General features: G+C 57.2%; 27 protein-coding genes and 1 pseudogene. 23 read left to right on the plus strand and 5 right to left on the minus strand.

The features are described from left to right. The 9 genes and pseudogenes from HIJ39_RS12325 to HIJ39_RS25165 all read left to right on the plus strand — a co-directional run. On the plus strand, positions 1-603 hold a 603-nt coding region (locus tag HIJ39_RS12325; protein ID WP_243239613.1), incomplete at its 5' end, for a 3-hydroxyacyl-CoA dehydrogenase family protein. Between the two features lie 525 nt (positions 604-1,128). Next, entirely contained in the window at positions 1,129-1,599 is a 471-nt protein-coding gene (locus HIJ39_RS12330; protein WP_169100113.1) for a GNAT family N-acetyltransferase, read from the plus strand. Then, positions 1,596-2,429, plus strand: coding sequence for an aminoglycoside phosphotransferase (locus HIJ39_RS12335; protein ID WP_169100114.1), 834 nt, complete (start codon positions 1,596-1,598; stop codon positions 2,427-2,429). The genes HIJ39_RS12330 and HIJ39_RS12335 overlap by 4 nt, the downstream gene beginning before the upstream one ends. A 210-nt stretch (positions 2,430-2,639) precedes the next feature. Next, entirely contained in the window at positions 2,640-3,104 is a 465-nt protein-coding gene (locus HIJ39_RS12340; protein ID WP_169100116.1) for a DUF5680 domain-containing protein, read from the plus strand. 60 nt (positions 3,105-3,164) lie between these two features. After that, complete coding sequence (locus tag HIJ39_RS12345) at positions 3,165-3,689, plus strand: GrpB family protein (RefSeq protein WP_207711647.1); 525 nt, start codon at positions 3,165-3,167, stop codon at positions 3,687-3,689. A 1-nt stretch (position 3,690) separates the two neighbouring features. Then, positions 3,691-4,164: an NUDIX domain-containing protein gene (locus tag HIJ39_RS12350; RefSeq protein WP_169100118.1), complete on the plus strand. Its 474-nt coding sequence runs from the start codon at positions 3,691-3,693 to the stop codon at positions 4,162-4,164. An 8-nt stretch (positions 4,165-4,172) separates the two neighbouring features. Then, positions 4,173-4,763 carry a GNAT family N-acetyltransferase gene (locus HIJ39_RS12355; protein WP_169100120.1) on the plus strand — a complete coding sequence of 197 codons (591 nt, stop codon included), beginning with the start codon at positions 4,173-4,175 and terminating at the stop codon, positions 4,761-4,763. Between the two features lie 257 nt (positions 4,764-5,020). Beyond that, positions 5,021-5,434: pseudogene (locus HIJ39_RS25160) on the plus strand (DUF2268 domain-containing putative Zn-dependent protease); the annotation flags it as partial. A gap of 86 nt (positions 5,435-5,520) precedes the next feature. Then, a complete protein-coding gene (locus HIJ39_RS25165; protein WP_420824571.1) occupies positions 5,521-5,622 on the plus strand; it encodes a hypothetical protein in 102 nt (33 codons plus the stop codon). Here the strand turns inward: HIJ39_RS25165 and HIJ39_RS12365 are convergent. Then, positions 5,611-6,579 carry a helix-turn-helix transcriptional regulator gene (locus HIJ39_RS12365; RefSeq protein WP_169100124.1) on the minus strand — a complete coding sequence of 323 codons (969 nt, stop codon included), beginning with the start codon at positions 6,577-6,579 and terminating at the stop codon, positions 5,611-5,613. The two genes, HIJ39_RS25165 and HIJ39_RS12365, sit on opposite strands and share 12 nt — an antisense overlap. 98 nt (positions 6,580-6,677) lie before the next feature. On the opposite strand from HIJ39_RS12365, the gene HIJ39_RS12370 reads away from it, so the two are divergent. Beyond that, the gene (locus HIJ39_RS12370; RefSeq protein WP_169100126.1) at positions 6,678-6,989 is read left to right on the plus strand and encodes a hypothetical protein; all 312 of its coding nucleotides are present in this window, start codon (positions 6,678-6,680) and stop codon (positions 6,987-6,989) included. Positions 6,990-7,113: 124 nt separating this feature from the next. On the opposite strand, the gene HIJ39_RS24920 is transcribed toward HIJ39_RS12370, so the two are convergent. Beyond that, positions 7,114-8,211: a GNAT family N-acetyltransferase gene (locus HIJ39_RS24920; RefSeq protein WP_169100128.1), complete on the minus strand. Its 1,098-nt coding sequence runs from the start codon at positions 8,209-8,211 to the stop codon at positions 7,114-7,116. 262 nt (positions 8,212-8,473) lie between these two features. On the opposite strand from HIJ39_RS24920, the gene HIJ39_RS12380 reads away from it, so the two are divergent. The 4 genes from HIJ39_RS12380 (at position 8,474) to HIJ39_RS12395 (ending at position 11,434) form a co-directional block, all read left to right on the plus strand. Next, positions 8,474-9,454, plus strand: a complete 981-nt coding sequence (locus tag HIJ39_RS12380) for a site-2 protease family protein (protein ID WP_169100130.1) — start codon at positions 8,474-8,476, stop codon at positions 9,452-9,454. A gap of 56 nt (positions 9,455-9,510) precedes the next feature. Further along, entirely contained in the window at positions 9,511-9,702 is a 192-nt protein-coding gene (locus HIJ39_RS12385) for a hypothetical protein (RefSeq protein ID WP_169100132.1), read from the plus strand. A gap of 456 nt (positions 9,703-10,158) precedes the next feature. Continuing rightward, entirely contained in the window at positions 10,159-10,914 is a 756-nt protein-coding gene (locus tag HIJ39_RS12390; RefSeq protein WP_169100134.1) for a carbon-nitrogen hydrolase family protein, read from the plus strand. Between the two features lie 19 nt (positions 10,915-10,933). Then, complete coding sequence (locus HIJ39_RS12395; RefSeq protein WP_169100136.1) at positions 10,934-11,434, plus strand: GNAT family N-acetyltransferase; 501 nt, start codon at positions 10,934-10,936, stop codon at positions 11,432-11,434. 19 nt (positions 11,435-11,453) lie between these two features. On the opposite strand, the gene HIJ39_RS12400 is transcribed toward HIJ39_RS12395, so the two are convergent. Together HIJ39_RS12400 and HIJ39_RS12405 are read right to left on the minus strand one after the other, a co-directional pair. After that, positions 11,454-12,566, minus strand: a complete 1,113-nt coding sequence (locus tag HIJ39_RS12400; RefSeq protein WP_169100138.1) for a glycoside hydrolase family 113 — start codon at positions 12,564-12,566, stop codon at positions 11,454-11,456. 247 nt (positions 12,567-12,813) lie between these two features. Beyond that, the gene (locus HIJ39_RS12405; protein ID WP_169100149.1) at positions 12,814-13,440 is read right to left on the minus strand and encodes a diguanylate cyclase domain-containing protein; all 627 of its coding nucleotides are present in this window, start codon (positions 13,438-13,440) and stop codon (positions 12,814-12,816) included. Between the two features lie 215 nt (positions 13,441-13,655). On the opposite strand from HIJ39_RS12405, the gene HIJ39_RS12410 reads away from it, so the two are divergent. Continuing rightward, positions 13,656-14,009, plus strand: a complete 354-nt coding sequence (locus HIJ39_RS12410) for a hypothetical protein (protein WP_169100151.1) — start codon at positions 13,656-13,658, stop codon at positions 14,007-14,009. Between the two features lie 42 nt (positions 14,010-14,051). On the opposite strand, the gene HIJ39_RS12415 is transcribed toward HIJ39_RS12410, so the two are convergent. Then, positions 14,052-15,233 carry an MFS transporter gene (locus HIJ39_RS12415; RefSeq protein ID WP_169100153.1) on the minus strand — a complete coding sequence of 394 codons (1,182 nt, stop codon included), beginning with the start codon at positions 15,231-15,233 and terminating at the stop codon, positions 14,052-14,054. Positions 15,234-15,332: 99 nt separating this feature from the next. On the opposite strand from HIJ39_RS12415, the gene HIJ39_RS12420 reads away from it, so the two are divergent. The 8 genes from HIJ39_RS12420 to HIJ39_RS12455 all read left to right on the plus strand — a co-directional run bounded on the left by HIJ39_RS12420 (position 15,333) and on the right by HIJ39_RS12455 (position 21,056). Continuing rightward, a complete protein-coding gene (locus HIJ39_RS12420) occupies positions 15,333-16,214 on the plus strand; it encodes a LysR family transcriptional regulator (RefSeq protein WP_169100155.1) in 882 nt (293 codons plus the stop codon). A 32-nt stretch (positions 16,215-16,246) separates the two neighbouring features. Then, entirely contained in the window at positions 16,247-16,576 is a 330-nt protein-coding gene (locus HIJ39_RS12425; RefSeq protein WP_338055160.1) for a hypothetical protein, read from the plus strand. A 306-nt stretch (positions 16,577-16,882) separates the two neighbouring features. Beyond that, positions 16,883-17,161, plus strand: coding sequence for a DUF4258 domain-containing protein (locus HIJ39_RS12430; RefSeq protein WP_169100159.1), 279 nt, complete (start codon positions 16,883-16,885; stop codon positions 17,159-17,161). Then, the gene (locus HIJ39_RS12435) at positions 17,158-17,391 is read left to right on the plus strand and encodes a type II toxin-antitoxin system MqsA family antitoxin (RefSeq protein WP_169100161.1); all 234 of its coding nucleotides are present in this window, start codon (positions 17,158-17,160) and stop codon (positions 17,389-17,391) included. The genes HIJ39_RS12430 and HIJ39_RS12435 overlap by 4 nt, the downstream gene beginning before the upstream one ends. Positions 17,392-17,564: 173 nt before the next feature. Continuing rightward, positions 17,565-18,104, plus strand: a complete 540-nt coding sequence (locus HIJ39_RS12440) for a hypothetical protein (protein WP_169100163.1) — start codon at positions 17,565-17,567, stop codon at positions 18,102-18,104. Between the two features lie 367 nt (positions 18,105-18,471). Continuing rightward, the gene (locus HIJ39_RS12445; RefSeq protein ID WP_169100165.1) at positions 18,472-18,672 is read left to right on the plus strand and encodes a hypothetical protein; all 201 of its coding nucleotides are present in this window, start codon (positions 18,472-18,474) and stop codon (positions 18,670-18,672) included. Continuing rightward, positions 18,632-20,404, plus strand: coding sequence for an RNA polymerase sigma factor (locus HIJ39_RS12450; RefSeq protein ID WP_169100167.1), 1,773 nt, complete (start codon positions 18,632-18,634; stop codon positions 20,402-20,404). Before HIJ39_RS12445 ends, HIJ39_RS12450 begins: the two co-directional genes overlap by 41 nt. 283 nt (positions 20,405-20,687) lie before the next feature. Next, on the plus strand, positions 20,688-21,056 hold the full coding sequence (locus tag HIJ39_RS12455) for a VOC family protein (RefSeq protein WP_169100169.1): 369 nt from the start codon (positions 20,688-20,690) through the stop codon (positions 21,054-21,056). The last annotated feature ends 562 nt before the right edge of the window (positions 21,057-21,618 follow it).

The raw sequence follows: 21,618 nt of genomic DNA on the forward strand, positions 1-21,618 counted from the left end.
TGTTACAAAGCTGCCCTGATGGGCGGCCTGAAGTGCGCTCCTGGTCTGGGTTTGCGACTTTATGAAAACTCTCCTAGCCAGATGGTGGAGTCGACCGGGCGGCCGGATCGGTTTTTAGCCTTGCACTTTGCGAATGAGATTTGGAAGAACAACACCGCCGAGGTCATGCGCCATGCCAGCACATCTGAAACGGTATTCGACGCGGTGGTTCAATTCGCGAAGTCTATTGGGATGGTGGCCCTGCCAATTCACAAAGAACAACCCGGCTATATTCTGAATTCGCTGCTGGTGCCATTTTTGGACGCCGCCCAAAAGCTTTGGTTCAACGGGGTGGCGGGCGTGGAAACCATTGACAGGACATGGATGATTGCAACAGGCGCACCCCAGGGGCCTTTCGCCATTCTCGATGTGGTGGGACTCAACACCGTGTACAACATTGCCATGGCCAGAGCGGAGGCAAGCCAAAACCCCCTCTATCGCCAAATTGCGGAACGCCTTAAGCGTGACTACATTGATCAAGGGAAGCTGGGACGCCAAAGCGGTGAAGGATTCTATCGCTATCCCGATCCAGCGTTTCGGGAGCCCAATTTTACCAAGGGCTAATTTCTTCCGGCGCTGGTTCCGCACGGCTCTGTCAAAGAACAGCTCAAGTAAATAGCGACGGGCATTCGTTGCCGGGTGCGGATGCAATCGTGCCGGTGTCTGATCGATCCAGCGGTTGTGTCAGCACCGTTTCGCTTGGCGATGCTGCCGCTTACTGGCATTGGCGAGGGGGCGCCGTTGTTGGCAGCACATCGGCTTTTGGATAGGGTTGATTGTCACCTGGGACCTTGCTTTGGGCCCCTCTCTTGTCAACATCTTGGAAGATTCTGGGGTCAGGGGGCATGAGGCGGCGGTCATCGCAACCGGTGTCCTGCTTCTCCTAGGCGCCGGATTTCACCATCCGGGGACGGCGCTTTTCATTGTCGTGGCATGGCACCGTTTTCGGCGGTTTCGTGCTGAGAGAGCGCTCTTATCGAGCCCCCCGTAGGAAAGGATGGGAGGGAGCGCAAGGGGGGGGTGAGAGCTTTTCGAGTGAAAGGATGATTCCACGGTCAAACGTCGCCTAGGAAAGGACGATGAACCATTATGGCTGAGATTATTCTAAGACAGGCGCTAGGCGGGGATGTATCGAGCTTGGCAGAAATGCGGCAAGCCTATTTCCATGAGGAAACGGGAAAACCGGGACCCTCGGACTTTCCGACGCGTATGGCCGACCATGTGAGACAAGTCCTGGGTTCGTCAAATGAACCGATATTTGTGGCGGAGGTTGAGGGATGCCTAGCATCCTGCATCTGGGTCAAGGTGACAGTCAAGGTGCCCTGGCCGGAGCCATTCGAGGCTTCATGGGCGTATGTCACCAATGTGTACACGCGCCCGGAATTTCGAGGCCAAGGTATCGGAACAGCGTTGTTGGAACACGTGCAAGCATGGGCCAAGAGACAGCCGGGATTGGAGTTTTTAATTCTCTGGCCGAGCGACAACAGTGCTCAGTGGTACCAACGCATGGGATTCGAGTCCACCGAAGCGGTGGTATACAAGGTTCGGGCGCACGCATGAGGCCGCTGGCAGAATGGATGCCCCAGGACGCACTCGTTTCGTGGAACCTTCGTCCGGAACAGTTGGGATTTGTCCTTCCCGGCGGCATGGGCCGGAGCATCCTTGTGGACGATGTTGTGTTCAAACGGGTGGACGATGAGGAGGAGACCTCGTGGTGCCAGAACGTATTGAGCCGCATTAGGCCGGAGGATTATCGCCTGCCCGAGCCGATTTTGTCGCCACAAGGCCATTGGGTGGAAAGCGGCTATACCGCGACCCGGTGGGTTGCCGGCGAGCCCGGGCCGGGGGGCCGGTTCAACGAGATATTAAGAGTGTCGCGGTCTCTGCACAGAGCACTCCGCGATCTCCCTCGACCGGATTTTCTCGACCGGCGCCAGCATCGCTGGGCCAAGGCAGATCGATCGGCATGGGAGGATCAGCCTCTCAACTGGATGCCTGACATTCGTGAACGTGCTCAAAAACTGCAGCGGATGCGAGAACCTCTCGATTTGCCCGAGCAGATAATCCACGGCGATCTGGCCGGCAATGTCTTGTTTTCACCTCGACTCCCGCCAGCGGTTATCGATTTTTCACCGTATTGGCGTCCTGCCGGGTTCGCTGATGCGATGATTTTAGGAGATGGCCTTCTTTGGCACGACGACGATGAGGTTCGCTCTTTGATACCGAGAACGCACGTCTTTCGCCAATTGCTCATCCGTGCCATGTTGGCTCGGCTGGGAGCTCTGAGTGAGAGTTTTCGCGCTACTCGGAGAGCCTGCTTGGACCGGGCTGAGCTGAGCGCGTTCGACCGCGCCATCGGTTTTCTCCGGATGGACAGGGAATGGAACTAGTGGCGCCATCCTACGCGGGCTCGTGGTTTAGGGGCAGGTCAACACGGCCCAGCCGGGCTGCCCCGTTTGTGGGATGCCTTTTTTGCCTCACGATTTTCGACTCACGGTCAACGGCAAGGAAAATGCCGAGCACGGGTCGAAGAATCTTGTGACGCCCGGCTCACCGGGATCAGCTTGGACCAATGTCGTTCGTTGAGGAGGCAAGAGTCGGTGGATCACCATGAACTTGCACCATTTCTCGTCGAAGCGAAGCGCGAGACATATCCTCAAGTGGGGGATAGACCGTCTGTTTTGCCGCAGCTTTCCGGTTCTGTGCAGCTCGAGTATTCTAAGGAACGCTTCCTGTATCGCGACATCTATTTCGGCGGCCGACGCTTTGTTGGGCAAGAGACGGTATACTTCGATGGCACCCCAGTATGGGCGATGTCATATGCTGGGGGGATGATCGGGTCGACTGCCGACGCAGGCGACGTGTATGCCTTTTTGAGGCGAGCCCTCTTGGCGGTTTCGCAGGAGGAACCTTTTCGCGGTCCAAAGGAAGTCGAGAGTCAGAATCTTCGCTATGAGAACACATATCAGGGGGACCTAGGCTGGTTCTCCGGACAGGAAACGGTGTGCGCACATGGGGTGCAAGTCTATGCGCTTCGCTATGCAGGGGGTCATATCGTACCGTAGCAAGCATTTAGCGGTGGTAGATATGAGATCCATCGGCCATGTAACGGAGAAGGGGGGAGCATGGAGATAAAGGTTCGCCTGATGCCCCATCAACGAGAGTGGGTTCTGCTATTTACCGAGGAAAGCGCCCGACTCCGCCAAATTTTCGGCCCGGCCCTGGTCGCCTTAGAGCATTTTGGCAGCACGGCAGTTCCGGGAATGATGGCGAAGCCCGTCATTGACATCATGGCCATCGTTCGCACGCGGGAGGTTCCCGAAAAATGGGCGCAGCTATTGCAGAGCCTTGGCTACCACAATGCGGGCGAATGGGGGATCGCCGGCCGACGGCTGTTTCGCAAAGGTGGGGAGAATCGAAGCCACCACCTTCATGTCTACCCTGAGGGCCATCCGGAAATCCGGCGTCACCTGGTGCTTCGCGATTACCTCTTGACGCATCCCCAAGAGGTCGAGGCCTATAGTGCGGTTAAGTGGGAACTGGCACGCCGATATGACGACACGGAGGACTATAGTCCCGCGAAAAAACCTTATGTCCGGGCACTTGAACAGCGCGCCTTGAGCTGGGCGGACAAACAGGGGGCGGAATAGTATGCCCATGTCGCCCTATTATCGGCACCTTCGGGAGAAAATCGGCACCATGCCCATCTTCAGTCCTAGTGTGGCGGCTGTGATTCGAAACTCGAAGGGCGAGATTCTGTTTCAGCGGCCGATAGGATCATCCGAAATCTGGAGTCTCCCTGCGGGAGCAATTGAGATTGGAGAAACCCCCGTCATGGCCGTGGTTCGTGAGGTTTACGAGGAAACAGGGCTCGAGGTCAAGCCGACCCGTGTCTTGGCTGTGCTGGGAGGGGATTCCTTTCGCTTCACCTATCCAGACGGCAATCAGGTGGAATATCTGGTGGTGGTGTTTCAGTGCGCTATTGTCGCAGGTGAACTCCGGGGACAGGACGGCGAATCGGCTGAACTGGGTTTCTTTCCCTATCACAAGCGCCCACCCCTGGCCCTCCCGTATCCCGATGCGATCTTTCTCACGGACGTCGGCCCAACCTGGTTTCAGCCATAGGAGGGATTATGGGACAACCACCGAAAAACCTTTCACGGGGTCACTTGCTCTTTCGTCCCATTGATTTAGGGGAAGATTCCACACCGTGGTTCAAGGCAACTCAGGATCCGGCCATGTATGTCTGGACAGGAAACCCGGTTCCCGCCTCCTTGGTGGAGGCGCGCCGCGTGCTTGAGAACTACCAAACCCATCCTGACATTTACGCATGGTGCGTCAGAGACCTCGAGCACGATGACATGATTGGTGTCTGGTGGATAGGGGTCCCTTATAGGGAGGAAGGGACAACGCGAAGCTTTGATGCCCAGCGCATCTTTCGTCGCTATTGGCGCACTGGCCGGACCCAAGCGGCGCGCCGGATCATCTACGACTATGTCTTTCAGGAGCTCGGAATCGATGAGATGCGGGCGGCGGCTTGGGCGGATAATCGGAACTCCTGCCTCTCGATGGAAGCGGCGGGATTTCATTTGGCTGACGAACGGCATCGGTGGAACCCCAAACATGGGGTTATGATGCGCGAGCGGGAATACGTGCTGACACGCGAAAACTGGCGAGATCGCCCTAAGAAATGGGTGGATTGGCGCCTCCCTCATGATGTTTGAGCGTTTTATCCTAAATGAAAAATTTTTCACCCGTCCCAGAGACAGGGAGGTGCCCAGTGCTAAAAGGCATGCATGAATTATGGCGGTTCGTGGAGTTGGCTTCCCGTGCGCTTGAAGCGGATCGGTCTGTGCTGTTCCAGCAGGTGTTCTGCCTCGATCAGGAAGCGCTGACGAATTGCCAAGCAAATGGCTTGCTCCGGTTGGATCGTCCGCTCGATGACTGGCGCCTGACGTTGGAGCGGATGGAACGACGTGGGATGGAACCGCTGGCAACCCAGGTGCTTGATGCGGTCATACGCCAATATCCGGTGTCGGCCCCGCTATCGGTTGAGATCTATCCCATGGATCCCGACGACCTATTTGGAGTGGAGAAGCTTGCTGGGGTATCCGGATGGACCAATTGGGAGGGCAATATCATTCATTTGGTGGCGTTTGCCGGTTGGAGAACCTGGCCCGCGCTCTGCTCCACAGTGGTTCACGAATACCACCACTATTGGCGAACGGCCGCGTGCCAGAACGGCCATTCGCGGATAACGTTGCTGGAAAAAATTATTCGGGAAGGGCTCGCCGAACATTTTGTCGCCGATGTGTTGGGATCAGCGTTTCAGGGCCCCTGGGTTTCCGCGTTAACCGCCCGCGAGGCTTGCGACTTGTGGTGGAGCCTTTATCGTTCGCATGTCGATGATGTGGGGATGCCGCCGATGGTTATGTTTTTGGGGGCGGTCTCACTGGGCTTCCGCTCTGGGCTGGCTACAGCTTGGGCTACCATTTGGTCTCGTGGTATCGGAGCGTCCACCCCGCGCGTTCGATTCAGCAATTGACGGCGCTTCCAAGTGAGGCATTCGCCCTAGGGCTCTGATTCCGCCGCATAAACCGAAAGAATGTCCCGGGCGCGATTGGCGATCTGATTCCGGACGGTGAGCGGCGTTTCCACACGGATCCAGGAACCCCAGGGCATCAGATGGTGAACGGCCGATTCGGGATTCTCGTAGATGACGGTCATGGCGACAAATCCTGACGTCGATGGCGTGTCGACACGCGGCCGGGTCGGCCAAGGTGATGTGCGAACAAATTCTTCGGCGTGGTCAGCGTTTACCGAGACCCTGACCGGATATTGCGGTCGGGAGCGCTCAAAGGCGCTACTCCATCCCGTCCAGAAGGCACTTAGGCTGAAGTCCTTGGGTCGTGAAAAGGTCGTGGTGAGGACCATCACCTCTTGAAACCGCGAGAGGCGGAATACGCGCAGATTTCCAGCCGACTCGCCCACGACATACCAGATGCCGGCTTTAGCGACCAAGCCAAAGGGCGCCACCAACCGGAAACTGTCGCTGCCGTCAGGCTTTAGATAACGGCCGTGCAGGAGGCGGTTCTCCCAGACGGCGGATTTGACTTTCTCCAGAATGGAGCGTTCGGTTCGTCGGGAAAACCACGGGCGGCCATCGATGTAAATGCGCTCCTCCAAGAGCGCCGTCGCGCCAATGGATTCGGGTGCTGAACGGTGGATCTTTTCCCGAGCGCTTACCGCCTGTGAGATCCAGCCTAAGTCACCCATCAGATGGGAATCTCCGCCCAGCAGCAATGCTTGAAGTTCGCCACCACTCATTGATTTAAGGTCGAGATCATAGCCGTCGAGCAGTTGATATCCGCCTAACTTGCCATGTATGCCATAAATAGGGATACCGACGGCGCTCAGTGCGTCGATGTCACGCATGACCGTGCGTCGTGAGACCTCCAGCCTGTCGGCCAGCTCTCCTGCCGTGAGCCGCTGGTGGCGTTTTAAGAGCAAGATAATGGACAACAATCGATCAGCCCGCATCGCTTCGCAACACCTCTTAGGAATATTGTTAATCCGAGCGACGACATCACGTGTCACATTAACGCGCTATTGTTGGGGCAAAACCGCAAGGTGAGCCAATGGAAAATCCCCGCGATTGGTTGTACGGCGTTTGGGGCCTCGGGCAAGGCTTTGTTTTTCCATGGACAGTTCTGTTTCTCACCTCGAGGGGCCACTTGTCTGCCGTCCAAGCGGGTACGGCAATGGCTATTCTCGGTGCGTTTGGCGCGGCATCCGCGCTCTGTCTGGCTTGGGCCGTCGCCTGTCCAAAGGTTACCAAAATCGTCTCGACATTGGGTGAAGCGCCGGACGAGGAACGGCCTTCGAGCATTCAGGACTTCAATTTGCGACCCTCGCGCACGGTCTATTTGCGATCCTTTCATCGCTCCTAAGCACCTTCTATCCTTTATGGGCTGTGGGGTATCTTCACGCACCGAAGAGCATTCTGGGATGGGCTGGGGGAATCGAGGCGGTAGCCCCTATTTGGATCGCCAGCCTAACGGGCGCCCTCATCCTCTATTGGCGTGAGCTCCCGAACGATTCGAGCGTCGTTGAGTAGCCTGTAGGGTCGAGTAGGTGCGCCATGAGGAGCCCATCCATGGTTCGCCCTTGATGGCGAAAGGCGCCGCGCTTTCGTCCCTCAACGACAAAGCCAAATTTCCGATAGAGGGCGATGGCGGGGAGATTCTCGGCGTAGACCTCTAGTTCAATCCGCGTCACCAACCCCGTGTTTTTGGCCCAATCCATGCCCGCCTGCAATAGGGCGGAACCCAGGCCCTGGCCACGAAATCGTTCATCGACCGACATGCCAAACTCCACCACGTGCCGAACGGCCCTGCGGGGGCTTCCCATCGCATCCCACATGCCCACAATCGACCCGTCCGGGGCATCGGCAACCAGCATGACCGCATTCGGACGGTCTTGGTGGCGCGCTATGAAGGCTTCTTGGTCATCGACGGTCATGGTAAAGGGGTCCGCCACAACGGGAAGAAAGAGGCTTTTATCGGAAAACAACCGCCGCATATACTCCACTATGGCTGGGGCATCAGCTATTGTCGCACGGCGGACGGCCCACGAAACCCGCGATGTTCTAGGTTCCCGCGCGGCTTCCGACCATCCCACTCGGTGGCTGCGGCGTTCGAGAAGGAGCACGTCTCGCCAACCCTGGTCCATTTGGCCAACCCGTTCGCGATAGCCGACCAGGCGAAACCCCTGGGCGAGGTGTAGGCGAACGCTGGGACCGTTCTCTGGAAAAATCCCGGCCGTGAGTGTCCAAAAGCCTGACGCTTCGCTAGCGAGTATCAGCGCCTCCATCAGTCGACGGCCAACGCCCTGCCCGCGCGCTGATTGGGCGACATAGATGCTGACTTCCGCGACCCCAGCGTAGACACAGCGGTTTGAAATTGGACTCAACGCTGCCCAACCCAAAAGCTGTCCTTCCGGCGTGCGAGCCACCAATCGGCATGACGGAACGTGACTCTTGTCCCAGACGCTCCAACTCGGGGCAGAGGTCTCGAAAGTCGCCTGTTTGGTGGCGATGCCCTCTTCATAAATACGCTGGACTTCTGGCCAATCCTCGGGCCTCATGGCCATGACGTCGAATAGTGGTGTCATTGACCTGCCCCTTCTCCGTTTATCGCGCGTTAACGTTGCGGGAGGATTCGTCGCGTGCTCCCAGAATTCCTGCGCAGCAATGGACGTCGGATGAAAGCGATGGAAGGGTCATTTCTTGACACCCCCACTGCATCGTGAACGATGTCGTTGGGTCGGATTTCACTCGGTCCCGCCCCAGGTTTTTCCCAAAGGACTCGGATCGAGCGGGAAAGGCTTATAATGCTGAAGACGACATACTCGGATCAATAAGGTGGAACGTGCTATGCCCATGGTACCGCAGGAAGAATGGCAGCCGCTTGAGCCGGAGGATCCCCGCTGGGAATTCTTAATGCGTCTCGATCCCCGATGCACGGCGTTGCCGGGCACTTGGGAGGTGCGAGGGGACCTTCCGGCCGATTGGGAGTCTTATTCCACAACGGCCGAGGGCCACATTGATACGGACTTTGAATCACCCACGATTCTTCGCGCCAATGGCATTGACTTTCGCTATCGCCCCCCAGCTCGGGTGATTCCCCGACGTTCGGGGATTCGCCGCTGGTGGACGGCTGCCGTGGGCGTGGTACTCAAGTTTAAGGCGTTGCTGGTTTTCGGCTCTGTTCTGCTGAACCTTCTTGTATATGGACTGGCATTTGGTTGGGCGTTTGCGGCGGGGCTGGTAGCGGTTATCGCGATCCATGAATCTGGCCATGTTGTGGCCAACCGGCGCAAGGGAATCCCGGCCAGTTTGCCTGTATTTATCCCCTTTTTAGGCGCGTTTATTGGCCTGCGTCAGATGCCTCAGAATGCGGCTGACGAGGCCTTTATCGGCATCATGGGCCCACTGTTCGGACTGGGCGCATCTGTACTGGCGCTCATCTTAGGCGTCGTGACCAAACAGGCCGCGTTTTTCGCCATCGCCGAAGTGGGCTTTTTGATGCATGTCTTTAATCTTATGCCGGTCATTCCATTAGACGGTGGGCGGAGTGTCGCCTTTTGGGGATGGAAAGCGTGGATTCCCGGCATTCTCGGCATGTTGCTGGTCTTATTCTATAATCCATTGACACACCAGTTCACTCTCGATCCCGTGACCGCCATTATTTTAATCATTGTGGTTGTCTCCCTGTTGCGCGAACCTCGGCGCCGGTCCCCTGTTTACAATGACATTTCAATCCGCGACCGGGTTGTCTTTGGCAGCATTTGGGCCTTTGCCCTTTTGGCCAGCATGGCCGGATATTGGCTTGTGGGAACACGTCTGGTCATGTAATGGGATGCTTATTCTGCCCGATTTTTGGCATGCTTTGGGATAATGGGGGCGAGACCATGAGGGGATGTCCCCATGAGTCGTTTGTTAACGATGTCGTCGTCATGGCAGTGCTTTCTGCCAGCCATGACACCGACCGGCCGCTATTGGCGGCGATTCACGGAAAAGACAAAACCCTGGTGGATGGGGGCAATTCGATGCGTCACGCCGTGGTGATGATTCAAGAAATGGCCCGGTTGGGTTGGCGGTGACCTCGTGGCGTTGACTCATCACTATTGGGATCACATTTTACGGGGCGGCTCGATTTGACGCCACCGTTGTTGCATGCGCTGAGACGGCGAAATTCGTTCGAGAAATGACCCATCCGGCAACGCACAAACGCATGTATGTTTCGTAAGAAGAGATTGTGTGTAGGCGCTGCCGTATCCGGATCCCGTCGACTTCCGTTACACGCCCGCTGGGGCCGCCCAAATGGCCTTCTCTGCGGAATCTGAAGGTCCGGCAATGTTGGCCCTCGCACCATGATGAGCCGCTGAACGGTGGGGAGTTTGCACGATTCCTGTGTGTTGGAAGCGGCATCAAGTGGTTAGCATCTATCCGCAGCATCAGAGACAGCGAGCGAGAAGCTTATTGAGCGTCATGTTGAATCAGGAGGAACGGGAGTTGTCGGACCCATCCTATCAACATATTTCCGAGGAGGGTGATGCATGAAAGTTTCCGTCGTGTCCGCTTCGTTTCCGATGACCTTTGACGTCGCGGAGAACCTTCAGCGCATGAAGGCGTTGGTCGCCCAGTGCCACGCCCACGAAGTCGTGGTGTTCCCGGAGGGGGCGCTATCCGGTTATTCTGACGACATCGGTTTTTTGAACGACATCGACCAAGCACAAGTCGACCGAGGATTGGACGTTCTGCAGGAATTGGCCGTCGCCAGCCGTTGCCATCTCTTTGTGGGAGCTATACGGCAAGATGGCCAGGGCTGGCGCAATCAAGCCTTCTATCTTTCTCCGGGGGGCGAGCGTTGGACCTATAACAAGATGAATCTCGCCACTCACGAGCGGGGTTATTTCGTTCCAGGCGACGAACTTCCCGTCTTCACCCTGTCCTTGCCCAGCAGCACACTTGCTGTTGGCGTGCAATTGTGCCGGGAACTTCGCTTCCCCGGACAATGGCGCCGCTTGGCCCAACAGGGGGCCGAGCTCTTCATCTACATGACGCACGCCATCAACGATGAGCTGCACCGACCCGTATGGCGAAGCCACCTCATCAGTCGGGCCGCCGAAAACCAGCGCTGGGTTGTTGCCACGAATGTAGCGCATTCGGCGCAGTTGTGCCCCTCCATGATTGTGGATCCGGCAGGCTTAGTCATGAAAGAGGCGGTATCTGACGCGGCCGGCATTTTACGAGCCGAGGTGGACATGGACGCGGTGTCCAATTGGTATCTCAATCAGATTGTGGTGAATTGAACGGGGTGAGCATTAACAGATGGATGCTGAACGGTTCTTGACGGACGGGGTGGTACGGCTTCGCCGGTTTCGGGCCGACGATCCAGCGATCGACTTTGCCGTTTTATGGTATCAAGACCGCGAAGTGCTAGATGGGGCAGGTGGATTGGATGAAAAGCCCTTCGATCGGACGCGCATTGAGCGTATGTATCGATATCTCGACACGCATGCCGAGCTCTACATCATCGAGGTCAGAGACCGTGCCCAATGGCTTCCTATTGGCGACGTGGCCTTGGCGCCTCACACCACGCCCATCGTTATTGGGCACCCCGGCTGGCGATCGCGAGGCATTGGCACGCGGGTCTTAGCGCTCATTATTGGCCGGGCCCGCGAATTGGGGTATCCCGCCGTGTGGGCTAAGGAAATTTGGGCCCACAACGTGCGAAGCCAACGGCTTTTTGAGCGAATGGGGTTTCGCCGGGTCGAAGAGGGCGTGGATGACCAGGGTCGATCCTGGTACCGGTATCGGCTCGACCTCTAGGTTTAAAAGCCTAACATTCCTAACCGCGGGCCACGTTATGTTTGCTGATGGCTGAGGGTGTAGGCTTGAAGTAGGAACGGAGCGTGTTTTCCGCTGGCTTTCCACGGAGCGTATATCCATTGTCCTTGGGACCGCCTTCCCAATCGGGGTTCGAGGGGTTGGCCCACCAAAACCACATGATGCCCTTCAGCCACGGACGCTGCCAGACGCTTTCGAAGGTGGCCAAGTAGCATCTTTGTTGGATAGCGAGATTTACGGGCTGATGGGGAAACCAGGTTCCCGGGGTGGCGGCTGCGCCATCCTCCGAGGGATATCCGAGTTCGGTAATGACAAATGGTTTGTGTGACAGTCCCGCGGTCTCTCGCCAACTTTGAATTTGATTGGCCAATTGGTTCCATGTAGCGGCCATGGAAGAAACACGGGGATTGGAAGCGGTACTCAACGGGAAATAGGCGTCAATGCCGACATCATCAAGGTCCTTCCAGAAGGTGACCTTCTGATAGTGGGGGAAGTCGGCGCCGTAGGTAATCGGACCATGATAGTACTGGCGGGCCAGTTGGATAGCGTGGGCCCAATAGGGTTGGTAGGCAGGCACATCGTCGAGCGAGTCAAACTCATCGCCGATTGCCAAAAGGTCCACATGATCCCGCTGGGCCAGCTTGGCGTAATGGACAAGGTAATTGTCAAATGAATGAAACCACGCCTTTGGCGATTTGGGGTGAAACAGTGCCTGCCATCCACTCCCCGTCAAGGAGTTGACGAAGGGGTCGAAAAAGACTCGCATCCCCTCGTGATGCGCCAGATGAATTAAATACGTCACGCTGGCATCGGTGGGCGTTTTTTGCGCATTGGGCGCAATCGTGTCGGAGTTGTTGGTCTTCTGGTACCAGGCGGTCTGAATCGAAAGCCAGTTCACGCCGTCCTGGTGCAAGTGAATGATAGAATTGGTGACGGCTTGCGATGTAAAAACATGGGGAGTATAGGCGGCTTCCGTCATTCCCTTCATTCGCGCCGAGAGTGGCGGAAGGCTGATGCTGGGGCCGGGCAGACGCGGCGGAGCGCCGCAAGCAGCAAGCGAGACGGTGAGAACAGCTATACCGACCCATCCGGTGAGCCGTTGCCTCTTCTTCATCCCCACGGCCTCCCTTGCCTTTACCTGTCAAAGGGAGTGTGGCCCAGAATGCCATTCTCTATGTCATGATGCCGTGAAGCCATGAACCGATGGCGGTTGCACGGATGCTTTGATGTGAACGTTGTGGCTTGTCCCAAGATGGCAATGGACAGCAGGAGGTCTTTTCGCGGTGTTGGTCAGTACAAAAAAACCAGAACGCCGGGTTTACCGGCGTTCTCGTAGATATACGGCATAACGCAGCGCGTCGTTACTCTTGTGGCAGCGCACCACGGTGTTTGTCCTCCGCTGGCAGTTGCGTGTTGTAATATTCCAAGAGCCGCTCCAAGGCTTCTCGGAATAATTCGGATTCTTTTTTGCGCATCCGTTCGGCCAGGGAACGCAACCGTCCGATGGACGAACTGGGATAGTAGCAGGACTTAAGCACCATCTCGTCTTTAGCCGGCAGGCCAACCCGGTTTCCACCCTGCTCTTTGGCTAGCCAGCACGCGACTTCGGCCTTTCGCCATAATTCATCAAAGTGGGCGGCGTCACGAGGCAGGTTGGCCACCCCGATGGTGACGCTCGGCCGATTTTGTCCTTCGGCTATTCGACGCCGTAAGTCCTCGGCCAGAAGAAAGCCTTCCTCGAGCGTACGATTTCGAAGCACGAACCCGAATTCGTCTCCGCTGATGCGGTCCGCGATGCAGTCTTCGACTCCACTGACCCACACCGTGAGACTTTCAGCCACCTCGGAGAGGAGTCGATCGCCGACGTCTCTGCCGTGTGTAGAATTGACCTCCATTAACCCATCCACGTCAAGAAACCCCACAACCCCCGGACCGTCGCCGAGGTACTGTTGCAGGGTGTGCCAAGCGTTTTGGTCTCTCTGGGCCATTGCATGCCTCCATTCGACGTTAAGTTACAATGCAAAGTATATAATGTTTCAATAGTAATGTAAAGTGAGATAGACTGATTATCAGGTCCGTTCGGACGCATTGTGCAGAGGATGTCGGCGATTTCTCTTGAAATAATTTTTGGTTGGCTGGTCGTGTTTGATATGGTGATAATCGAGGGACGACAGGCCGTGGGCACCAAATGGAGGGGAAGACAATGACGCGACGAAATTGGCGTGTTCAGCCGCCAGTTGGCTGCCCCCAGTGTCACAGTTTGGTCTGGGATCGGCGGGAGTGGGCGGCGGATCTGTTTACCCAGGGGTTGAGCTGGGTGTGCTTAGGTTGTGGCTACGAGCGCTGGGAGACGCTGGATGACCAGGGACATCGACGCTCGGGGGAACGTTGGGCGGTTTGCAAGTGTTGCGGCCGGGTGCTGCAGTCTGGGGAAGCGGCCATGAATGGGTATGGAGTCCTCTGTGGCAGAGGCCAATGCCATTGCCACGAGCGGGCGGTTGTTCGGGACCAACGGCGCTTGAAGCATCTGCGCCGAGTTGTTCAGCGCGACGGCTAACAGGGAGTGTTAGGAGTTCAGCCTCAGATTATGAGAAAGGCATTACGCCTTTTGGTCGGTTGGATGGGGTTGGCGCCGGGGACGGCGCACGGTCACCCACAGGAGCAAGCCGACTAAGGCGGCGAGGGCCATGATTAGACCGGCGCCACTGAGAGCGGACCCCGGGTTGATCCGGCGCATGGCGCCGGTGAGGAGAAAAAGGCCGATGAGATTGACAACGGCCATGACCAGGCGCTGAATCGCAAAGACCCCGCCTTGCAGAGGGGGTTCTACTCGCGTGCCGATATGGCTGTCCAGTGCCACATGCACTATAGGGCTTGAGAGGGCTCCAATAATCACCCAGATGAGGGCGATGGTCAAATGCTGGGCGAGCCCAATGCGCCAGAAGGCGATCCCCGTCAATACCCAAGAGAGAAAATAGGCAATGCGAAGCTGTTTAAAGAGTCGCGGGATGACCAGCCAGGTTCCAAGCACGGTGCTTAGCCCCCAGAGGGTTCGAACGACGCCATACCCCAAGGCTGCGGCGTGCCAGGGGTGTCGCATGAGTAGCGGAATGGCCACGGTAAAGGCCGGCCAGAGGAGGTTGGCGCCCGCTCGGACGCCCAGAGCCGTTAAAAGGAAACCGTCCTTTTGGACGGCACGCCATGAAGCAGCCCGATGGCTCGGGTGAAACGTGCCTCTTGTTTCGCTGTCCAGGCCATACCAAAACCATCCTCCCCCGAGAAACAAGCATGCGGTACCAAGCGTTGTGGTCACCGCGCCTGATATGGTAATAAGGCCGCCTGCCAATAACGGGCCCGCAACGATGCCAATTCGAGACGCCATCTCAAAGCGTGACGAAACGGATGCAGCGTCTTTGCTGGGAACGGACGACATCAGCCAGGCTTGTGCTTTGGGAATAATTCGGGCGTTGATCCAGCCTTCCGCAAGACCCACGGCTAACAGCATCGGGGCGCTGTGCACAAACCAGGGTGCCAGGGTGGCAAATCCGATCCCGACACCAAGGAGCCAAAGCCCCATCTTGCCCTTGAACCCCCACTCAGGACCAGTCAGTCCGACAATGAGGGCGGGAACCGCGCTTGTTGCCGCAGCAAGTGCCACCCATGTCCCGGAACGGGTAATGGCGAGGACCTGCCATAAGAGAAAAGTGGCCCACAAGTTGCCCGCAGCGTAGATGAACCCCACGCCGAGATAGAAGAGGCGGAGAGACTGGGATTTCAGCATGATCGACTCCTTCAAGAAAGCTTGTTGTTAGTCTATCCGACCGCCATAATCATTGGAAACGAATAAATTTGCGTTGATCTATTGATAGGGGCGATAAATATGGATCGGGATCAAATTGAGACGGTACTGGCCGTGGAACGGTTCGGGTCCTTTACGCGCGCTGCGGACGCCCTTCACGTCACTCAATCAACGGTGACAGCTCGCGTTCGCCAGTTAGAATCTGAACTCGGGATATCCATCTGGGAACGGACGACTCGCCGTCTGGTGTTGACGCCTGAGGGTACCCGGTTGATGGCCCTTTTCAAGCGCACGTCGATCCTTTTTGAGCGCATGTTTGAGGTGGCGGATGAGCGAACGGTATTGCGGCATGTTGTCATCGGTTCGGTGCATTCCCAGTGGTCGTCGGGTATTTTGCCGTTGCTGACACGGTGGGCCAAGAGTCATCCTAGCGTCACGTGGCGCTTAATCACGGGACATTCCCGGGAGCTTTTGGACGGGGTACGCGATGGCGTGTTGGACGCGGCGATTACCTATTTTCCCGCCGGAGAGCATGGGCTGCAATCGACGCTTCTCGCCGAGCAGCGCATAGCGTTGCTCGGCGCACCCAACACCGTTAAGGAATGGGCTACCCCTATGGATTTGCCACATTTTCCACTTGCCTACGTCAACTGGGGCGAACCTTTCACAAGCTGGTTCCAACGGGAGTTCGATAGTTGGACTCCTACGGTACAGGTGGATCAGGCGCCGTTATTAATTGAAATCTTGGCATCTGGCGGCTATGTAGGTTTTATGCCGCGAGCACTGGCACAACCCGCGGTCGCCGAAGGGAAGCTGGTCGAGGTGGCGTTCCATCCAGGGTTTCCGACGCCGCTCCGGTCCGTTTATCTGGTCAGTAGTGAGCGGGCGTTGGCTCGCGGTCTCATTGCCGATGTGTGGCACTATCTTACCGTGCGCGGGCCGGATGTGCTCAGCCGGGGATGATTTGACCCATCGGTCCTGCGTTCCTCGGGCGGATAACGCCATCCGGGGAGGTCGAAGACGAGGATCGGCGGCGGATTGCCATGATCGTGGAATATAATTTCGATCATCGTGATGATCCAGACAGGCGGGAGAAGATTTTGGCCCGCTACGACCGAGCTGTTGACCTGCTTTCCCGAATGATCCAAGCCGGTGTCGACCGGGGTGAATTTCGCCCCGTGCTTTCCATTCCCGCACTTGCCCGTTTTTTTTGGCGGCGCAAGACGGTTGGGCGGTCCACATTGCTGTTACCGGCGCCGACCGATTTAAGCCGGCGGTATATGGCGATACGATGGCGTTTGTATATAAGCAATGTCTCGGGATGACAAAATGAACGGAATGCATTTCACGACGTGGTTTGTCGTTGGAACCAATTCTTGTCATGAATGGACAGGAAATGCTTCCAAATCACTTTAGCTAACAAATGCTTCCAAACTTTTGTGCATGCCATATCCGCATGCTCCTCGACTATGCAATCCAGATTTTCTTAGTGTACGAACGGGCCGGTTAGTACATTATTGGCATCATAAAGGAATGCTGATGGTTGGTTACCAGACTTCCGGCAGTGCTACCGAAATCGAACCGACAATCCATGGTAGAATAGTCAGCAAACGGCTATCAGGAGTTTGTCTATGAGTCGATTCGTGTATCGTGTGCATGCGCTTCAGCGCATGTTCGAGCGTCAAATCGAGCGCTCCGTAGTGGAGTCCGTGATCCAGTCGGGCACGACCATCGAAAGTTACCCGGAAGACACACCGTATCCGAGTCGCCTGGTGCTGGGGTGGGATCGGGACCGTCCCGTGCATGTGGTGGTCGCGGATAATCCGCACGATGAGGAGACCATCGTCATTACCGTCTATCAGCCGGATCCGATGCGATGGGATGCGAGTTTTTCAAGGAGGCAACCATGACCTGCGTGATTTGTAAGAGTGGAACCCCGGAAGCCGGGAAGACCACGGTAACCTTGGAGCGAGGAAAAACCCTCGTCGTCTTTCGCCGGGTACCGGCCAAGATTTGCCCCAACTGTGGGGAGAGTTATCTCGACGACCGCGTGGTCGACGAAGTGTACCACGCCGCAGATGAGGCTGCTAAGGCTGGCGTGGAAGTCGATGTGCGCGAATTTCACCACGTCTCTGCGTAGCCGGTAACATCAAGTTCTAGTGCGTTTATGGGGGCGTATCTGCCTTAGGGATCCCGCACGATTGGGCTGGGTAACAACTTGACGGAATGTTCGGATATAGTTAAACTCGTGAAATGTATTGGGATAATGCAAAGCAAAACGGCGTTCTTGGTGAAATGCTCGGGGGTATAAAAATGATACGATTCCTGCGTATTGCAGGCGCGGTGGTCGTCGGCTTGGGGATCATTGGCGGCCTACGTTTGGGGTGGTTACAGCACGAGGATGCTGTTACCCGAGCTCACGCATTGGCCCTATTGCGGGCGGCACCGGCTGCGTCATCGTACGGGAAAGGAGCGTTGACGGATCGCGGTGCGACCGATGGATTCCAGACTCGGGTTGTGGCTGCGGTCCGGCCGTTGCCCAATCCCACGCCGACAGCCCAAGCATTCGGGAACCTGGTACTAACTTATACCGGAAATGCCCCGCCCACACTGGCCAGCATCAACGTGTTGGCCACTACCCAACACTCTGCCTTAACGTTGTACAGTCAAAGTTTTCGTGGACTTGAACCGATACAACTTAGCGCGCACCGTTATGTCTATTGGGTCAGCGGGTGGACCCAGGATTCACCGTTTGACGTGTCGCGAACCCGCCAAGCCTTCCGCGATAGCGTGGTTTGGGTTGCTTTGTCATCGGGACGGTCGATCCGTATCACTCAACAGCCGACTCAGTAAACATGGTGGTTTTACTCTGGAACAAGCTGGGGTGATCCCCTAGGAAAGCCATATCGCGGGCCCAGCCGCTTACCTCTTGCGGTGTATCAAAGCTTCAGATGACGAATAAGAGGCATACGCGGGCGTATGTCCCGCAAGCCAACCGTAGGGGACGCGATATGCGGCTGTATGCTCCCGGAAGCCTCGGCGAGGTTATCCCCTCCCCCACGAACCTGTCTTGGCCGCGTACTCATTGACAAATCCGCCAGTCCGACGACACCGTTTAATGGGTAGCTTTATGGCGAGGACTTCTTCTCGATCTATTTCAGAGAAATTTTCTGCTCGCGACGTAGTAAGCAGTGACAGCATTCAGACGGGAGGCGAGCCGGTGCGGATCACGCCGGAGAACGTGCTGCGCGAACTTCACAATCGGTCTCCCCGGGCGTTAGACTTTCTCGTCCATGAGTACACCCCTGTCGTCAGCGCCTTGGTGTCTCGCATTCTTGCGGGGGTTGGTACGCGGGAGGACATTGAGGAATGCGTGAGTGATGTCTTTTGTGGCGGCCTGGGATCGGGTCAGCGACTATGATGGCACGCGCGGGACGGTGCGGACCTGGCTCCTCGTCCTCGCCAAGTACCAGGCGTTAGACCGTCGGCGCCAATTAGCCCGTCGGGTGGACGTGCCGCCTGAGGGGACGCCCGTGGCTGATCCGGTGCTGGAGCAAGTCCTGTCTCGGGAACGCCAAGAGGCCCTGGCGGCATCGATCGGACAGTTGGAACCGGGGATCCAGGCGGTGATGGTGTGCCGGTATCTGTTGGACATGGGGATCCCGGAGATCGCCAGCCGGCTACATTTGACGCGGAGCCAAGTCGACAATCGGTTGTCCCGGGGCCGACACCGTCTCCGGGAGCAGTGGGACGCGATCAGCACAACGGAGGGAGGGGAATCCATTGGACATCGCGATGACCGGGTCACCCAGAGTTTGGCCGCGTTGGACGACGATCTCCAAGGGCATCTGTTGGAGATGACGTTGGCTGACTTGCCCATGGATCCGCACGAGCGACTTGATCCGCGTCGGGTGAGCGCCCGCACGTTCGCTCGATTGGGGTTGCCATCCGCGGGGGGCCGGCGTCGCGTCCAACGGCTGGGCTGGCGGTGGGTGGCGGGCATGCTTGGTGCAGCGGTCGTGGCGGGTGCCATCATCCCGAATTCGGTATCGGCCACGTTGGGGAAGGTGTTCCACTTTGTTCCCGGCATGGGAACGGTGGCGCAGACAACCGAGGGCTCCCCATTGGCGGTGTTGCCAGAGGCCGCCCATGGCGTGTGGCAGGGTCGGCCGGTTCAGGTGACGGGAATGATGGTCACCGCCCACGCGATCATCATCGAGCTCAGTGGCTCCGGATCTCGGACCGCGACGCAGGTCTACTTAAGAACGACGACGGGACGCATGATCGCCCTCAGCGTCGGAAGTGCGGTCGGATATGGCAACGAGTGGACGGGAGACTACGAAGCCCGGGGTCACCTCCGGACGTTGCTGCATGCCCTCGCTGGCACGGTGATTATCGGCCCGAGGCCCCGAACCCGAATTCCGGTCCGGTTGCGTCTCGCCACCGGAGTTCGAGCCCTGTCTGCGCTGGGACCGACGCAAACCCATCACGGGGTATCGCTGACGGCCATCACAGCACAGCGCGGCCCCGAGGCCGACCTCACCGTCGTGGCCCAATATCGGGGACCCTTGACCATCGTGAATACGGTGCCGCCGTTCCCGGTCAGTGCCGAACCGGACATTCAAATTACGGACGCCAGCGGACACCACTACAGGGCTACTCAAGTCTATCGCTTGGGTTCCAACGACCAGTTGACCTTTCGCCCCACGCCGGGACGGGCACATTATGTGGTCACGGTGCCCGAGGTGAAGGCCATCTATTCCGGCCACGCACGGGTCACGCTCCCTGTGCCATCGCATGGCCAAGAACGGGTGGACCGCCATGTACAGATCGGCGGGATCTCGTTGGACATTACCACCGTGCAACGGATGCACAGGGGTGGATGGGGCCTTCGCTTTTACGTCAAGGCGCCGCCGGGCTCGGCCACCAAGATTCTGCACGGCCTGCAAGTCAACTCCCCAGGGTCAGGGGGCTTCGCTGGGCAGGTTAACGTCAAGACGGGCGCCGTACAATGGGTGGAGGTCGGTGTTCCGCCCCGTCGAGACTCGGTAACCCTGCGACTTTCGCAGCCTCAGGTATACATTCGTGGACCATGGACCTTTCATATCCGCCTGCCGGCTCCGGCCGAACGGTCATCGGCACACCCGAAATGAGAAAATGCGGCAGACAAACTTCATGAGATTAATCATCGGCTAATGGGGGAGTCCCGTAAGACTTTGGCCACTTTATGCTTCCGATTTGCCATTTTGGCCAAATTACGGTTTCGAATTGAGATTGGATAGTGCGGGACAGCGCCCAAAATGCGGGTGGTTTGGCGAAGTTATGGTTCCGAACGAGCGACAGGATATGAGTAAAACGACATGGTTGAACAACAGTCTATTCAACGTCATTCGATTCCCGCTATGCTCACGATAGGACGAGGGAGGCGATGTAGTAATGGATTTTCAATTTCATGGCATTGACCATGTTCAGTTGGCGGGACCGCCGGGGTGCGAAGAGGAAGCGCGGCAATTTTTCGTGGGGGTGTTGGGGTGGAGCGAAATACCCAAGCCGGCGCACTTGGCGAAGCGGGGAGGCTGTTGGTTTCAATGCGGGACGCAGCAGGTGCACATTGGGGTGGAAGCCAATTTTAATCCCGCCCGAAAGGCGCATCCTGCGTTTCATGTGAAGAACCTTCGCGCATTACGGACGCATCTCGAAGAACTGGGCTTAGATCTGCACGAGGATGAACCGCTTCCGGGGGCACTGCGCTTTTATCTCGACGACCCTTTTGGCAATCGTATGGAATTTCTCGAGTGGCTTTAATATCTTGAGTTTCAGCACCAGAAGGCGTCCTCACATAATAGACGAAATGACCATTCAAATACGGGTTTCAATTTCGCGGCCAGCCGGCAATGGTATCGGACACTATTCCAGCGCAATCCGGATTTGAACCGCACGCGGACTTTGCTGAAGGGAGTTTCGCCCTGGCTATTGGATTCAAGTGGCCGAAAGCCCGCCGACTCCGGGGAATGGACCACGTCGGCCAGGCGTCAATGGACCTAGAGGCGGCTCGCGATCGTGTTGTGGCGGAGTTGGGTGGGCCTTATTTTGAGACGTATACCCGGACAAGTCCGGTTCGGTGGGTGATCTTCACCGATCCCTGGGGCAATCGACTTGGGCTCGTTGAGTAGCGTGATGCTGAGGAAAAACAGCAAGCCATTCGTCGAGTGCTGGGTCCAAGGGTATGATCGCAGCGCTGCAAGCCAACGCGGACCCTAGACCTGGCCAGGGGCCTGCCCTTCGTCTGTGCGGGCTAAAGTGGTTGGAACGACAACGCGGGAGTCGGGAAGCCACCGGGCTTTCTTCGACCGCGTTGACAGGTTTT

It is taken from the genome of Sulfobacillus harzensis (genome assembly GCF_012933365.1).
GTDB classification, from domain to species: Bacteria; Bacillota; Sulfobacillia; order Sulfobacillales; family Sulfobacillaceae; genus Sulfobacillus_B; species Sulfobacillus_B harzensis.